Below are 13856 nucleotides of genomic sequence, written 5' to 3' on the forward strand. Positions count from 1 at the left end.
CGGGGTCCCGTGGGTTCAGGGCTGTACAGAGTCGAAGAACCGGTAGGTCGGCTGTGCCGGGGACGGTTCTTCCTGGCGTGTTCTGGACCGGATGAACTCGATGTTTTCCGGTGACAGGACAGTTTCGCCGTGACTATCAGAATCAGCGTCCTCTCCGGATTCGGCATTTATTTCTGCCGAGATGGTCCGGGGCAGAATTACACAACCAGGATTGTCGAGGAGCCACTGCTTGCTGGCCGGGGACAGCCGGTGCCAGTACTTCTCAAGGTGCATGGAAGTCATTGTTTCCTTTGCGGGTTTGGGTTCGTGTGGAGACTTTGAGGAGGCGCGCCTATGGGCGTGTCCGTACTGTCGACTCCGCGGTGCTGGTTACGGGTGTTAGTCGAAGTGGATTTCTGCCGCGGATTGACGGATCGCTTCAAGTCGTTGTTCCTCAAGCAGCCCCAGGGCATCCAGTTCTTCAGACCTGTGGGCGCGCTCGGCTTCGGCCTGCACGGAGATGTCCCTCAGTATCGTGCCCACGAGGTGGGCGAGCCCTGACTTGAGGTCCTGCAGATTGGTGTTGGTGATCAAAAGGCGGCGGTCGGAAACCCGCAGTTCGACGTCGCTGTATCCTTCTTCCGCCAGGCGCTTGGTGACGCTCTTGTCATGCAACAAATCGAGTTCCCGCGGCTGGGGCCTGCGGGAAAAAACGACGGGGACGGTGTACCGGGAGGCGGCCGTTGCCGTACCGAGGTCGTGAGGCAGGGCGGAAGCGAGGACGCCGCTGAGCGCGAGGCGCCCCTCGACGTGGACAGGCTGTTCTTGGGTGGTGGTCATGGCATTGCGCCAACGTTTCTTGGAGATGCACTGTCAGAACCGCAGATACGGGCGGATTGACTGTGACTGGGGTTCTAGGGACTCGAAACCGGGCCCCTTATATTGGGAGGGCACGGGCTGAAGGGCCGGCCTGCGTAGCAGGACGGCCAGGGCCGCCCTCGTTGTCCCAACTCATCACCACGTGTTCAGCGCAGTGACGGGATGTCACAGTCGCCGATGCGCCGGCGGCGCACGCGGAGTTGGTTTCATTGCCCGGGAAACCGGATGTCCAGTCACAACGTCCCGATACTCTGACTGTACGCCCTCGTGGGCCGCGACCGGTGAAAACCCACCAATCAGTTCTGTCCGCTTCCAAACCCGGACCTGCCCCTGGCTACGTCCCGTTCCCACAATCCACAGACACAGCAAGGGTGCCGAGGGTCAGATAACAGCCAGGGCGCCCTTCGCGCTCTCCACCAGCACCTGCGTGGCCGCTGGAAGATGGATGACTTCCCCGTCGATCTGGCAAGGAACAGCATCCCGCGTTGTAAAGGAATAGCTGCTGACGCTGGGCTGGTGGCCCAGTCCCAGCGTCACAGCCCGCAGGGTCATCAGCGCCATCTTCCAGCGCCCGGCATGCGGCAGCGTCACGACCTCGAACAGGCCATCGTCGGGGCTGCCCATCTCGCTGACGGTCCCGTACTTGGCCATACGCGAAATGTTGGCGAGGATCAGGCTGTCGAAGCGCGCGGTGGCCCCGTCTGCACGGACGAGTTCGAAGGGCCTCAACGCAGAGAGTGTGCGGGCGACGGACAGGAGTTCGAGGATTTTCCCCTTGCCGCCCCGCTCGATGCCGATCGCCATCAACGGTGTGAGCCCGAAACCTATGTACGAGTGGGCGTACTGAATCCGCTCGCGGTGTTCCCCGCCGAACGTCATGCGCAACAGGTCGATGTGGCGGACTCGGCCTTCGCGGACGGCCTCCGGCAACGGCGGCGCGGGCATGCTGCGGTGATGGTCATTGGCGTTGCCTGCCGCAACAACAGTGCACACCGCCCTGCTGCCGGGAACGTCCATTACCCCGTTGACGACCTCGTGGTATCCGCCATCACCACTGACGGAAACAATGAGAGGGGTTCCCTTCGCCGCCACGGAGCGTGCAAGATCACGGGCGTGCCCGGCAAACTCCGTTGGCAGCAACTCAATCGGCAGCTCCGGCAATGCGGCAGTCAGACCCTGTTGTAATTCGTCGATCCTGGCAACCATGCCGGGCTTACCCGGATTGAAGACCAGGACTACCCGATCAAAACGGTCCACGGGCGCCCGCTCGCTCGACATAGCCGCCCTTCCAAACCGCTGTCACCCAGATTCTGCTCCGGCAGAGGAGTGCCAGTGGGAAACTGTCCGGCCCCTTAGTTCTGGCCCCGCTCGGGAGCGTTGTCAGTGCCCCGCGGGATTGGCATTGAGGTGGTGTCCTCAGGGCCATGCACGTTCGTCCGTCGTTCCTGCAAGAGTCTAACGGCGTGAGGCCGGGCGCGGGTAGCCGCCAGGGAATCAGCAAGTCGCATGGCGTCCAATAAGAGCATTCTGTTGGACGGCGGAACACTGCCCGCCTCGCTGGTGCAGATAACCAGCGCCGCGGTGACTTCCGCGATCAGGTCTGTGTCACGGCTGCGCCGGTACTCCTGTGCGAGGTCCCCTGTGTGCTCAAGTTCCCCGGAGACGAACACCGCGACCTCGGTTCTGCGCGACATGTCGAATTTCATCAGCACCGATGAGACCATGTTTTTCACGGTCTTTTCGGCCAAGAACATTTCCTGGCCGATCTGGCCGTTGGTCAACCCCCGGGCAACCCCGCCCGCCACCTTCATTTCCTGTTTTGAAAGCATTCCCAACCGGGCGTCGGGCCCGTTTGTTCCGTCAGCCTGGATCGGAGCCAGAATGCCGGTCTGGAAACGACGGCTGTAGGCTGTGTACCCCTGGATGGCCCGCCGGATCAGCCCGAGCTGTTCCTCATTGTCATCCTGTTGTGACAGGCACCCCCATGCGCCGGCCAGGATAGCCCCAATAAGCACCGCTTCGTCAGTTTCACCCGTCATCAGGACGCACCGGATGGTTCCATCAGCCGCCACGAGAGATCGGCAAAGCCCGGCACCGGAACCATCGGGAAGATCATCGTCGATGATGGCCAGATCCGGGCGTACCGCAGGGATCCGCCGCGCCGCCTGGTGAGCAGACGCCGACTCACCGGCAAGGCTGAACCCGTTAACCTCCAGCAGCCTCCGCAAACCCCGCCGGACGAGCTCTTCGCCAGTCACGACATACACGCTCCCAGAAGAAGCCGCTGAACCGGGCTTATGGCCAGTCGCCATATTCGCTTCCGTTCATTCGCCCTTCGAAACCCCAAAGGCGGTTGTTAGTCTCCTGCTGCCACTCTGGCCCACCACGAAAAGGAGAACAGCCACCTGCCCCACAGGTATCTGCTGGAAAAGCGAACGAACTTGCCGACTCACTTACAGGCTAGCCCCATACGCAGAGTCCCAGCACCCCGTCCGGAACGTTATTTAGTTCTCCTGGTCCATGGGTGCTGCCAGCCGGTAGCCAAATCCGTGAACTGTCTCGATCCAGCGGGGCTTTGCTGCACTGTCGCCCAGTTTCCTGCGCAAATTGGCGATGTGCACCTGGATTACCTGTTCATCCGGGGCACGGTCCATGGCGTCGTCCACGCTTTGTCCCCCGCGCATCGACTGGGCAAGGTCTTCCTTGCTCAGAACCACCCGCCCGTTGATGAGGATGGTGTTCAGCAGCTCGAACTCGGAGGCGGTAAGTCCGCGAATTTCCGCCCCGTCCACGCTGACGGTTCTGGTGGAGACATGCAGGTGCAGGCCGTTGTGGGCCAGGGCTGCAGGGCCGTCCTGGACATCAGGCGGCGCGTCCGGGCCGGTTGCCGGCGCCGGCTGCAGGGACGAGGCCGTCAGGTGTGGAGTGTCGGTGCGGAGCCGGGGGCGCCGCAGCAGTGCCTCCACCCGGTACCTCAGCTCGCGGGCGCGGAAGGGTTTGGTGAGGTAATCGTCGGCGCCGGCCTCCAGCGCGAGGATGGTGTCCAGTTCCTGGCTGCTGGCTGTCAGGATCAGCACGTAGGCATTGCTAAATGTACGGATGCGCCGGGTCACTTCAAATCCGTCGATGTCCGGCAGTCCGAGATCAACCACCACCACTTCGGGGCTGTGTTTATTGACGGCGTCAACTCCGGCCTGCCCATGGTCGAATGCATGGATGCCGAATCCTGCCTCACGCAGAATTCCGGACACCACAACACTGATGTCCGGATCGTCCTCCACAACCACTACCGTCCCGCGCTCCAACAATTCCCCCGATCAAATCCTTGGCCAAACCCGGCTGATTTCCGCAGACAACAAATTCCAAAACTTAATGTGCCCGCAGCCAAGCTCTTTTTGGCCCTTTTCTACGGTAGTAGGCATTCGAAGCCGTGCATGTGGCGGATCGGTCCAAAGTTATGCAACTCACGCAATTCCCCATTTCCGCCTGTCCCGCGCCCCTGCGCCGGCGCATGCCGGAGCTCCATCGAATTGCAGAATAAGGGCATTTGCCGGGGACGGGCCCCCGTAGTGGCTACCTGTCTTCCGGGAGGGGACTACTTGCCCTCACGCGCACTCACACCATGAAGCCGCAGGTCAACCGGCAGTTTACCCAATGGTAAGCAGGGTTACTACGCAAGCGAAGTTGATGACGTGGCGGCCGGGCAAGATGGCGACCCTCCCTGCCCTGGCCCATCCTGGCGGGGTCTCCGCGTCCACGTTCCGGTTGCTGGGTAATTGCTGGGAGCCGCCGCAGGAAGGGATATGGAATAACCATATTGAATACTGGTGCATTTAAGAATCGCCGTGGTTCAATGGCCACTGTGCCCCACGGCACAATGAGGCCCCAACGAGCACCAGGAGGACAGACAGTATGGCTGGAATCAACGCGAAGTTCGACAAGGAATATCTCGACAAGGGCATCGATGATCTGGCCAAGGCGCCGGTCGAGGCCCTGAAGGGACTGTCCGAGAGCGACGCCCAGAAGCTCAAAGAGGCCCTGAATATCAAGACCGTCAAGGATCTGGGCACCAACAAGTTCTTCATCTGGGCGCACTCGGTCGCCAAGCTCGCGGAGTAGCGCGCCCCCTCGCAGTTCGAAGCAAAGCCCCTGGCCTCCACCAGGGGCTTTGCTGGTTTAGCCCCGCAGCCGGCGTTCCGGGCCTCCTCCACATCCTGAAGTTGATTACCTGCCCATGGGGGTGGTTCCTTACAGTGGAGGGTGGCAACTGTAAAGGGAAGGGTGGCGAGTGGCATGAGTGCTCCGTTCCGCGTCCCCCGTGCCATAGCGTTCACCGCAGCCATGCTGACCCTTGCCGCGGGAGCCCACGTTCTCGCAGGGGGCCTGCTGCCGCAGCCGGCCATCGTCGCTGGCATCGTGGCGCTGGTCCTGGCGCCGGTCACGATCCTGTCAAAGACCAAGATCAGCATGCCCACGATGATCGGCCTCCTGGGCTCCAGCCAACTGGTCCTGCACTGGGCCTTCGACGCGTTGTCGGTGTCCGCCTCGTTCACTCCCACAGCCGGCAGCCACGTCCATGACGCCTCAGCAGTGTCCCCTGCGGCCGCGGCCCTGATGCCGGAACATGCCGCCGTACCGGGTGCCCTGATGCTGGCCCTGCACGCCGCGGCAACCCTGGCCACGGCGTTGGTCCTGGCCAAGGGCGAAGCAGCCGTCTGGGCCTTGGCCGCCTGGCTGCGGCCACTGGTCCGGATCCTGTCCGCCGCCGCCATTCCTGAGTGGCCGCACCTTCCCGCTCCGGCCGCCGTCGTGATTCCGTCCCGGTGGCGGAACCTGCGCCTGCCTGCGCTGCGCGGGCCGCCGGCCTTCCACGCCGCGATCTAAAGCGGCTCCCGACTTTCCGCGCCGTCCGCACCTGCCCCATGGCAGGCATGGGCGGGCCGCGTTGTCCCTTTTTTCTGCGCCGCCGCCGTACGCGGTCCTTTTTGGCGCACCCTTTGGAAGGCTTGCTTTGAACACCTCATTCCGCCGTACCCTCAAGTCCCTCACCGCCGCCGCTGCCGCCGCGGGAATCATCGCCGCAGGCGCCACCGCCGCGTCCGCCCACGTGAGCGTGGACCCGGATGACACCGCCGCGAACGGCTACTCCCACCTGACGTTCAACGTCCCCAACGAGTCCCCCACCGCGAAGACCACCAAGCTCGAGGTCACGCTGCCCACCGATACGCCGTTCACCTCCGTCTCCGTCAAGCCTGTGGAGGGCTGGACCGCACAGGTGGTCACGGGAGACCTGCCCAAGCCGGTCACGGTGGCCGGTGCCACGGTCACCAAGGCACCGGTCTCGGTGGTCTGGACCGCGGACGAAGCCCACCAGCTGGGCCAGAACCAGTACCAGTCCTTCTCGCTGTCCGTGGGGCGGCTGCCCGCCGAGGGCACCAAGGTCACCCTGAAGGCGGCCCAGAGCTACACCGACGGCAGCGTGGTGAAGTGGGACGAAGAGAGCGCTGAGGGGCAGCCGGAGCCCAAGCATCCGGCCCCGTCCTTCGTGACAACGGCCGACGACGGCGCTGCCGCCACCGGTGCGTCAGCGGCACCGGGCGCCGAGGCAGTGTCGGAGACGAAGCAGGCCTCCACCGACGCCACGTCCGTGTGGGGCCTGGTCCTGGGCGCGGCAGGCTTCGTGCTCGGCGCAGCGGCCCTGGGGCTGGTCCTTGCCGGGCGCCGGACCCGCACTACCGGCAAGTAGAGCGGGGAAACGAATGAAGACAACGTCCCGCAAGAGCCCGGCGGCGTGGCTGGTATGGGTGCTGCTGGCGCTCACCACAACGGCGTTCGTGCTCGCCTCATCGGCACCGGCGCAGGCGCATGACTCCCTGGAATCCAGCAACCCGGCCGATGGTTCCACGGTCAGCGCGATGCCCGCGAAGATCGAGCTGACCTTCGACCACACCCCGATCGCCATCAACTCGATCGTGCGGGTGGAGGACGCCACCGGCACCGACCAGGCGGACGGGCCGGTTCAGATCGTGGACAACCAGGTCAGCCAGCCGGTCAAACCGGGTGCTCCCGAAGGAAAGTACACCGTGGTGTGGCGGGTGGTGTCCTCCGACGGGCACCCCATCGAAGGAACCTTCACCTTCACAGCCGGCGGACCGAACACCGCACCCGCCGCCGCAGTTGCCACGCCTGCTGCTGCGGCGAGCTCCGGGCTGCCGGGGCAGCTGGTTGTGGTGGGGATCGTCGCGGGCGTGCTGGTCATCGGACTGCTGGTTGCCGGGGTCATGATCAGGCGCCGGCTGCGGAACCCGGAAAACGAGGCCTGATAATGGCCAGCGCCGGCACGGCAACCGCCAGAAATGTAGCCGTGCCGGCGCTCCTCGGCTTTTGGGGCGTGCAGCGTTAGGGTGGGCCTTGCCCGGTCCACACCTGCACACATCAGGAGTCCCCATGCCCAAGCCCACTATCGCCCCCGGTGATCCCTGCTGGATCGACCTCATGACGTCCCGCCCGGAAAGGTCCCGCGAGTTTTACTCCCGGTTGTTCGGGTGGACCTATGAAGAGGGCGACCAGGAGACATACGGCGGCTACGTCACCGCTTTCGCCAATGGGTCGCCGGTGGCCGGGATGATGAAGAACGACGACGACTCCGGATATCCCGACGTCTGGACAACGTACCTGCGCGTGGAGGACATTCACGCGACCGCGGAGGCGGCCCTGGCCGCGGGCGGCCAGGTGCTCATGCCGCCCATGGAGGTTCCCGGACAAGGACACATGGCGATGATCGCGGACGTGGGCGGAGCAGCAGTTGGCGCCTGGCAGTTCGGCGGCCACACCGGATTTCAGTCCACGGGCGAACCCGGGACCCCGTACTGGCATGAACTCCACACCCGCAACTACGCCCCGTCCGTGAAGTTCTACCAGGACGTCTTTGGCTGGGATACCGACGTCATGAGCGACACCGAGGACTTCCGCTACACCACGCTGGGGTCCGGACGGGACTCCCGGGCCGGCATCATGGACGCCTCCAGCTACCTGCCGGAGGGAGTGCCGTCCAACTGGCAGACCTACTTCGCGATTGAGAACACCGACGCGGGCGTTGAGATCGCCACGTCACTTGGAGGCCAGGTGGTCCACCCCGCCGAGGACACCCCGTTTGGGCGCATTGCAGCCCTGACCGACCCCACAGGGGCACTGTTCAGGATCGCCCAGCGCTAGGTCCGGGTTTCCTCCGGCCCTGGAGGGGGTAAGGTCTGTCCATGATCCAGGCTGCGGCCGTGTCCGCGCTGACGTCCTACCACTGGCTCGGGATTCCCATCGCCGCCGCCGGCGCCGTCCTGCTTGCCCTGGGGACGCTGTTCCAGCACCGCGCCGTGGAAAACCAGCCGGCCGCCACCGGGCGGAAGGCCGGCAGCATGGGCGGCGGACGCCTCCAGGCGCTGGTCCGGAAACCGGTATGGCTGGCCGGGACGGCGATGCTGGGCGCCGCGATCCTGCTCCAGCTCACCAGCCTCCGGTTCTCGCCCCTGATCGTGGTGCAGCCCATCGGTGCCGTGGCCCTGGTGGTCACCACGCTCGCCACAGCCCGGATGAACCGCCGGTGGCCCGGGCGCCGCGCGCTCACCGCCGTCGCCCTCTGCGTTGGCGGGGTGGGGATCTTCGTTGCCGTGGCAGCGCTGTCCGCGGAGGACGTGGAGATCAGCGACCGGCACCTGGTGACCATCCTGATCGTCCTCGCCGTGGTCCTGGTGTGCGTCGCCGTGGCCTATCTGTTGTGGCGGCACAGCTCGCACGCCGTGGTTTTCACCGCCGGCGCCGGGATCCTGTTCGGGTTCGTCGCGGCACTGGCCAAGACCGTGATCGCCCGGCTGTTCCAGGGCGACTTCGAATGGCTCTCCCTGACCTGCCTGGCGGGGCTGGTCATCGCCGGGCTGGCCGGCAGCTTCCTGGTCCAGAACGCCCACACCCGGGGCACGCCAGAGCTGGTGGTGGCCGGTCTGACCGTCATCGATCCACTCGTCGCCGTCGCCATCGGCATCACCATCCTGGGCGAGGCCGACGCAGCCCCGCCGCTGGCGATCGTCCTGTTCCTCCTGTCGGGGGCCACCGCCGTCGCCGGTGTCCTGCTGCTGGCTACCGTCAAGAAGCCCGTCGAGCCAGGAATCATGCGGTAACACCACCCAGGGTTTTATTCGTGCTCGCGGACGTATTCCTCGGGGCTGACGTCCTGGGCCTGGATCCCGCCCGCATGCTGTGACTCGAAAATGCTGAAGGCGAGGCCCAGGCGGTGCCGCAGCTCCAGGGACGCGTGCTGCCGGAAATCGGTCAGGCCTTCACGTTCCTCCTCTGCCATGTGGTCGCCGTTGGCTTCATTGGCCTTCGCCACCGCCGCCCACCACTCCGGAGTACCCGTTGGGTGCTTGGAAACGTCAGCGATGGCGTCCCGGATTTCGTTGTGGTCGTGGATGGCATCGGTGGTTTCGTCCTCGGCGGAGTCTTTTCCGCCTGCGCCCTTCCCCAGCTTCAGCAGTTCCGGGTAGAAGAGCTCCTCCTCTGCCTTGGCATGGACTTCCAGCAGGATGCGCATCCGCTTCCACACCGCTTCCAGGCTGGATGTTTCGCTGGCATGCATTTCATCGAGCAGGGCGAACAGGCGGCGTTGCTCGTGGTGGTCATTCAAAATCACTTCAACAATGTCCATGGGGGTCCTTTCGCAGGGCAGGTACGCAACAACCCTTACCCCCAACGAGCCCATCTGCCACTACCTGCCACCCGTCGGAACAGGATTCCCAGCGCATTCCCAGCAAACAACCACGGATGCGGGCCGCCCGGTGGGTACGTCTTCGCCGAGACGCTGATAAGAACCACGCAGGGAGGACGAGACATGGAAGCACTGCCCCCGGCGGTACTGCTCCTGATTTTCGCCGGTGCCGCGGCGGTGATCTGGGTGGCCGGCATCCAGCTGTCGAAACAGACGGATGTCCTTGATGACCGGCTCCACCTTGGTTCGGCGCTGGGCGGGCTGATCCTGCTGGCCATCGCCACCAACCTGCCGGAGATCGCCATCACCGTCAGCGCTGCCCTGTCCAACAACATCGGCGTGGCGGTGGGAAACATCTTGGGCGGCATCGCCATCCAGACTGTGGTGCTGGTGATCCTGGACGTGTTTGGCACCAGGGGCACCGATCCGCTCAGCTACAAGGCGGCGTCCCTGACCCTGGTGATCGAAGCCGTCACGGTCATCGCGGTCCTGGGCGTGGTGATCGCCGGCAGCCAAATGCCGGGCTCGCTGGTGGCGTTGCACCTGACCCCTGCCGCGGTGCTGATCGCCGTGATCTGGGTCCTGGGGCTGGTCCTGGTCCAGCGCTCCCAGAAGGGGCTGCCCTGGCACCAGCAGGGCGATGCGCCGGGCGGGCAGGACCAGCCCAAAGGCCACTCCAAGAAGAAGTCCGCTGACAAGAGCCGGCACATCAGCACGGCCAAGTCAGCCCTGATCTTTGCTGTGGCGGCGCTGGTGACCCTGGGTGCCGGCGTCGTCCTTGAGCGCAGCGGCGATGCCATTGCCGGGCACATCGGTCTGTCCGGCGTCCTGTTCGGCGCCACCTTCCTGGCCCTGGCCACCTCCCTGCCCGAGATCTCCACCGGCCTGGCATCCGTGAAGCAGGGCGACTACAAGCTGGCCTTCAGCGACATCTTCGGCGGCAACGCGTTCCTCCCGGTCCTGTTCCTGGTGGCGGTCCTCATCGCCGGCAAACCGGTCCTGCCCCAGGCCCAGGCGACGGACATCTACCTCACCGCCCTGGCGATCCTGCTGACCCTGGCCTACCTGCTGGGCCTGCTGTTCCGCCCGAAAAAGAAGCACCTGGGCATGGGCATGGACTCACTGGTGGTCCTGGTCCTGTACCTCGTGGGAGTCGCCGGACTGTTCGCCGTCGCCACCATGTCCTGACCGCCCCAGGCGCACCCCGTCAGGACGTTTGCGACGCCGCCGCGGACGGATCGAGGTCGGCGAGCGTGAGCGGGTGGGCAGGTTGGTCCGGGAACGGGAAGGTGCAGGTCACCGCCAGGTCCGGGCCCACGTGGACCAGCTCGCCCGGCGCCAGGGGACGCCAGCCGGGGTTGTGGTCCATGGGTTCGGTGGCGAAGAGCACGGAACGGGCCCCGGAGAGTTCGGTGCTTCGCGAGTGGATCCGGTGGCTCCGCGCATCCAGCGGGGCCGCCGGGGCCGGCTCCGCCGACGGGTCGCGTTCCAGGATGAACAGCGGGTGGGTTGCCGGGTAGCGAAGCGCCCAGAGATCGGTCGCGGTGGTGACGATCAGGTTCAGGGCCAGCACGGGAAGCTCCGCGGCGATCCAGCCCACGGCGCGTGCGATGCCTTCCCTCACGTCCCCGTCGGCCCGGCGGCTCTCCGCAGTGATCAGGGCGAAGAGCCGTTCGCTGTCGGTCTGGCCCTGCACCAGCCCGGCCACCCCGAGGCTGGCCAGCCGCGCGTCGAGCCGGTCCAGCCCGTGGAAGGCGCCGTTGTGGGCGAACAGCCGCCCGTCCTGCTCGAACGGGTGCGTGTTCACCAGGGTGTGCGCGCCCGTGCTGGCGTACCGGACGTGGGCCAGGAAGGTGGTGCCCACCAGCTGCCGGGCTTCCCGGGCAAAGGCGTGGTCTTCCCATGCTGCGAGCGGCCGTTTGCTGACCCGCGCGCCGCCGTCGGCCTCAAACGTGCCAATCCCCGCGCCGTCGGGCTCCCTCCTGCTCTGCTCGGACAGGCTGTCCGGGGCGTCCAGCAGCCAGAAGGTGGCGCGGACGGGCCGGGACCCGGCGTGGAGCCCGAACAAACGGCACATGGCCGCTCCTCACAAGCTAGTGGTGGAATGCTTCCTTCTGCTGCTCCGTGGGCATGGGCGCCGTCAGCGCATCCAGGTAGGCCACTTCCTTCTGGAGGTCGGCCAGGAAGCTGCCGGCGAGGTCGCGGGTGAAGCCGTTGCGGACCACGATCCGCTGCACCGTGATGCTGCTGAGCCCGTCCGGCAGCGGGTAGGCCGGGACCAGCCAGCCGTTCATGCGCAGGCGCTCGGAGAGGTGGTGCAGGTTCCAGTTCTTAGTGTGGCCATCGGTGAGCTGCCAGGCGAAGACGGGGATGTCGGACCCGTCACTCCAGAGGGTGAAGGCGTCCATGGCACCGATCTCGTGGGACAGGTACCGGGCCACGTCGCGGCAGCTGGCCTGCACGGACCGGTAGCCGGCAAAGCCCAGCCGGAGGAACAGGTAGTACTGCAGCAGCACCTGCGCGCCGGGCCGGGAAAAGTTCAGGGCGAAGGTGGGCATGTCGCCGCCCAGGTAGCTGACGTGGAACACCAGGTCTGCGGGGAGGGCCTGTTCGTCCCGCCACACGATCCAGCCCAGGCCGGGGTACACCAGCCCGTACTTGTGGCCGGAGGTGTTGATGGAGGCAACCCTGGGGAGCCGGAAGTCCCATACCAGTTCCGGCTGCAGGAACGGCGCCACCATGGCCCCGGACGCGCCGTCCACATGGATGGGGATGTCCAGGCCGGTGCTGGCCTGAATGGCGTCCAGCGCGGCGGAGATCCGTTCCACGGGTTCGTAGGCGCCGGTGTAGGTGACGCCCATGATGGCCACCACGCCGATGGTGTTTTCATCCACGTAGCGTTCCAGGTCCTGGCCGTCCAGCGTGGGGTGGTCGGCGGACACGGGCACGTAGCGGGCTTCCACCTCAAAGTAGTTGCAGAACTTTTCCCAGCACACCTGCACGGCGGAGCTGAGGACGATGTTGGGTGAGTCCGTGGGCTGTTTGGCGGCACGACGGCGGTGTTGCCACCGGCGCTTGAGCGCCAGGCCACCGAGCATGCACGCCTCGGAGGACCCCACCGTTGAGGTGCCGACGGCGGCGGCCGGGTCCGGGGCGTTCCACAGGTCCGCGAGCATGCGCCAGCAGCGGGTCTCGATCAGTGCGGTCTGCGGGTATTCGTCCTTGTCGATCATGTTCTTGTCGAACGTTTCCGCATAGAGCTGGGAGGCTTCCCGCTCCATCCAGGTGCCCACGAACGTGGCCAGGTTCAGGCGGGAGTTGCCGTCCAGCATCACCTCGTCGTGGACCACCTGGTACGCGGTGCCCGGCAGGGACTCCCCGTCCGGAATGGTGAAGCGGGGGAAGATGGTGGACTCCCCCGGCCGGCTGAAAAGGGGGTTTAGCTCAACGCTAGCCCCGGGCTCATGCCCTGCGCTCCGGTGTGACCTGGCCATGTCTGCTTCCTTCGCCCGCCGTCGTGGCGGGCTTGCGCCTGCCGTTGCAGATCCGCTGTTCCCAGCACTCCGTATTATTCATGCACGCGGGGAGAACGGCAGCAGGCGCGGCGGTGACGGCGCGTCTGGACGTACGACGGCGGGCAGGCACCCGGGGCAGGCGCGTTCAGTCTCCCGCGGAAATACAAAGGTGCCGCCGCCTCAACTTGGGGGGTTATGAGGCAGCGGCACTGCATCCAAGGTACTCCCGGGGCAGGCCTGGGCAGCCGGGATCCGGCCGTCTCCGCCGAAACCTTGACGAATTTTTTACGCCGCGGTTTTCCCAGCCCCGGCGCGCCTGGTGATCACCGGGCGCGTTGCCACTTTTGCCCCCTGGGCTGACTAAACGCGTGCGGAACGCCGGATGATGATGATCCGGACGGCAACTCCCGCGATAACCATGAAGACTCCCAGGGCCATGAGGGTCCAGACGGGGACGGAATCGGCATCGATGTTCTTGTAGCAGACGGCTGCCGCCCCGATGCCGGCCTTCTGCAGGCCGATCAGTTCCGCCGCGTGGCTCTCCCGCAGCAGCGGGCTGCCGCAGAGCGGGCCCGATGGCTGGAGTCCGATGACGAAACCGAGGATGTACACGTCCAATCCGGCAGCAACAATCCACATCCACATCCGCCGCCGCCACAGCCCTTGGTTCCCGACGGTGGCGGGCTTCGCGGGAGAATCGTGCATTGCCATAGTTCGAGCATAAT

16 protein-coding genes are annotated in these 13856 nt (G+C 65.5%); 7 read left to right on the forward strand and 9 right to left on the reverse strand.

What is annotated here, in order from left to right:
- Nucleotides 1–15 precede the first annotated feature (15 nt).
- The 5 genes from PUN51_RS02570 to PUN51_RS02590 form a co-directional block, all read right to left on the reverse strand.
- Complete coding sequence (locus PUN51_RS02570) at nt 16–282, reverse strand: hypothetical protein (protein ID WP_275179773.1); 267 nt, start codon at nt 280–282, stop codon at nt 16–18.
- Nucleotides 283–378: 96 nt separating this feature from the next.
- The gene (locus PUN51_RS02575) at nt 379–819 is read right to left on the reverse strand and encodes a hypothetical protein (protein WP_236560731.1); all 441 of its coding nucleotides are present in this window, start codon (nt 817–819) and stop codon (nt 379–381) included.
- Nucleotides 820–1239: 420 nt separating this feature from the next.
- Nucleotides 1240–2136, reverse strand: coding sequence for a diacylglycerol/lipid kinase family protein (locus PUN51_RS02580; RefSeq protein WP_275179774.1), 897 nt, complete (start codon nt 2134–2136; stop codon nt 1240–1242).
- 74 nt (nt 2137–2210) lie between these two features.
- Nucleotides 2211–3116, reverse strand: a complete 906-nt coding sequence (locus PUN51_RS02585) for a response regulator (RefSeq protein ID WP_275179775.1) — start codon at nt 3114–3116, stop codon at nt 2211–2213.
- 246 nt (nt 3117–3362) lie between these two features.
- Nucleotides 3363–4166 (reverse strand): response regulator transcription factor, encoded by an 804-nt coding sequence (locus PUN51_RS02590; RefSeq protein WP_275179777.1) that lies wholly within the window; start codon nt 4164–4166, stop codon nt 3363–3365.
- A gap of 604 nt (nt 4167–4770) precedes the next feature.
- Between PUN51_RS02590 and PUN51_RS02595 the strand changes: the two genes are divergently transcribed.
- The 6 genes from PUN51_RS02595 (at nt 4771) to PUN51_RS02620 (ending at nt 9029) form a co-directional block, all read left to right on the forward strand.
- The gene (locus PUN51_RS02595; protein ID WP_159631017.1) at nt 4771–4977 is read left to right on the forward strand and encodes a hypothetical protein; all 207 of its coding nucleotides are present in this window, start codon (nt 4771–4773) and stop codon (nt 4975–4977) included.
- A gap of 174 nt (nt 4978–5151) precedes the next feature.
- Entirely contained in the window at nt 5152–5742 is a 591-nt protein-coding gene (locus PUN51_RS02600; protein WP_275179778.1) for a hypothetical protein, read from the forward strand.
- A 127-nt stretch (nt 5743–5869) separates the two neighbouring features.
- Nucleotides 5870–6604: a YcnI family copper-binding membrane protein gene (locus tag PUN51_RS02605; RefSeq protein ID WP_275179779.1), complete on the forward strand. Its 735-nt coding sequence runs from the start codon at nt 5870–5872 to the stop codon at nt 6602–6604.
- Between the two features lie 13 nt (nt 6605–6617).
- Nucleotides 6618–7181 (forward strand): copper resistance CopC family protein, encoded by a 564-nt coding sequence (locus tag PUN51_RS02610; protein WP_275179781.1) that lies wholly within the window; start codon nt 6618–6620, stop codon nt 7179–7181.
- A gap of 124 nt (nt 7182–7305) precedes the next feature.
- A complete protein-coding gene (locus PUN51_RS02615) occupies nt 7306–8073 on the forward strand; it encodes a VOC family protein (protein WP_275179782.1) in 768 nt (255 codons plus the stop codon).
- Nucleotides 8074–8114: 41 nt separating this feature from the next.
- Nucleotides 8115–9029 carry a DMT family transporter gene (locus tag PUN51_RS02620; RefSeq protein ID WP_275179784.1) on the forward strand — a complete coding sequence of 305 codons (915 nt, stop codon included), beginning with the start codon at nt 8115–8117 and terminating at the stop codon, nt 9027–9029.
- Between the two features lie 14 nt (nt 9030–9043).
- Here the strand turns inward: PUN51_RS02620 and PUN51_RS02625 are convergent, their stop codons facing one another.
- Nucleotides 9044–9556: a hemerythrin domain-containing protein gene (locus PUN51_RS02625; protein ID WP_275179785.1), complete on the reverse strand. Its 513-nt coding sequence runs from the start codon at nt 9554–9556 to the stop codon at nt 9044–9046.
- Between the two features lie 183 nt (nt 9557–9739).
- Between PUN51_RS02625 and PUN51_RS02630 the strand changes: the two genes are divergently transcribed.
- Entirely contained in the window at nt 9740–10804 is a 1065-nt protein-coding gene (locus PUN51_RS02630) for a sodium:calcium antiporter (protein WP_275179786.1), read from the forward strand.
- A 19-nt stretch (nt 10805–10823) separates the two neighbouring features.
- On the opposite strand, the gene PUN51_RS02635 is transcribed toward PUN51_RS02630, so the two are convergent.
- The 3 genes from PUN51_RS02635 to PUN51_RS02645 all read right to left on the reverse strand — a co-directional run bounded on the left by PUN51_RS02635 (nt 10824) and on the right by PUN51_RS02645 (nt 13842).
- Nucleotides 10824–11693 (reverse strand): class II glutamine amidotransferase, encoded by an 870-nt coding sequence (locus PUN51_RS02635; RefSeq protein ID WP_275179787.1) that lies wholly within the window; start codon nt 11691–11693, stop codon nt 10824–10826.
- A 16-nt stretch (nt 11694–11709) separates the two neighbouring features.
- Nucleotides 11710–13110: a glutamate decarboxylase gene (locus PUN51_RS02640; RefSeq protein ID WP_275179788.1), complete on the reverse strand. Its 1401-nt coding sequence runs from the start codon at nt 13108–13110 to the stop codon at nt 11710–11712.
- A 381-nt stretch (nt 13111–13491) separates the two neighbouring features.
- The gene (locus PUN51_RS02645; RefSeq protein WP_275179790.1) at nt 13492–13842 is read right to left on the reverse strand and encodes a hypothetical protein; all 351 of its coding nucleotides are present in this window, start codon (nt 13840–13842) and stop codon (nt 13492–13494) included.
- Nucleotides 13843–13856: the final 14 nt, after the last annotated feature.

Origin of the sequence: Arthrobacter sp. NQ4, from assembly GCF_029077345.1 — a bacterium.
Lineage (GTDB): Bacteria > Actinomycetota > Actinomycetes > Actinomycetales > Micrococcaceae > Arthrobacter.

Bases quoted from the DNA above. Each gene is read 5' to 3' on its own strand.
- PUN51_RS02625 (WP_275179785.1), bottom strand. From the start codon at position 9,556: ATGGACATTGTTGAAGTGATTTTGAATGACCACCACGAGCAACGCCGC.
- PUN51_RS02570 (WP_275179773.1), bottom strand. From the start codon at position 282: ATGACTTCCATGCACCTTGAGAAGTACTGGCACCGGCTGTCCCCGGCC.
- PUN51_RS02610 (WP_275179781.1), top strand. From the start codon at position 6,618: ATGAAGACAACGTCCCGCAAGAGCCCGGCGGCGTGGCTGGTATGGGTG.
- PUN51_RS02580 (WP_275179774.1), bottom strand. From the start codon at position 2,136: ATGTCGAGCGAGCGGGCGCCCGTGGACCGTTTTGATCGGGTAGTCCTG.
- PUN51_RS02620 (WP_275179784.1), top strand. From the start codon at position 8,115: ATGATCCAGGCTGCGGCCGTGTCCGCGCTGACGTCCTACCACTGGCTC.
- PUN51_RS02635 (WP_275179787.1), bottom strand. From the start codon at position 11,693: ATGTGCCGTTTGTTCGGGCTCCACGCCGGGTCCCGGCCCGTCCGCGCC.
- PUN51_RS02645 (WP_275179790.1), bottom strand. From the start codon at position 13,842: ATGGCAATGCACGATTCTCCCGCGAAGCCCGCCACCGTCGGGAACCAA.
- PUN51_RS02575 (WP_236560731.1), bottom strand. From the start codon at position 819: ATGACCACCACCCAAGAACAGCCTGTCCACGTCGAGGGGCGCCTCGCG.
- PUN51_RS02640 (WP_275179788.1), bottom strand. From the start codon at position 13,110: ATGGCCAGGTCACACCGGAGCGCAGGGCATGAGCCCGGGGCTAGCGTT.
- PUN51_RS02600 (WP_275179778.1), top strand. From the start codon at position 5,152: ATGAGTGCTCCGTTCCGCGTCCCCCGTGCCATAGCGTTCACCGCAGCC.
- PUN51_RS02615 (WP_275179782.1), top strand. From the start codon at position 7,306: ATGCCCAAGCCCACTATCGCCCCCGGTGATCCCTGCTGGATCGACCTC.
- PUN51_RS02630 (WP_275179786.1), top strand. From the start codon at position 9,740: ATGGAAGCACTGCCCCCGGCGGTACTGCTCCTGATTTTCGCCGGTGCC.
- PUN51_RS02595 (WP_159631017.1), top strand. From the start codon at position 4,771: ATGGCTGGAATCAACGCGAAGTTCGACAAGGAATATCTCGACAAGGGC.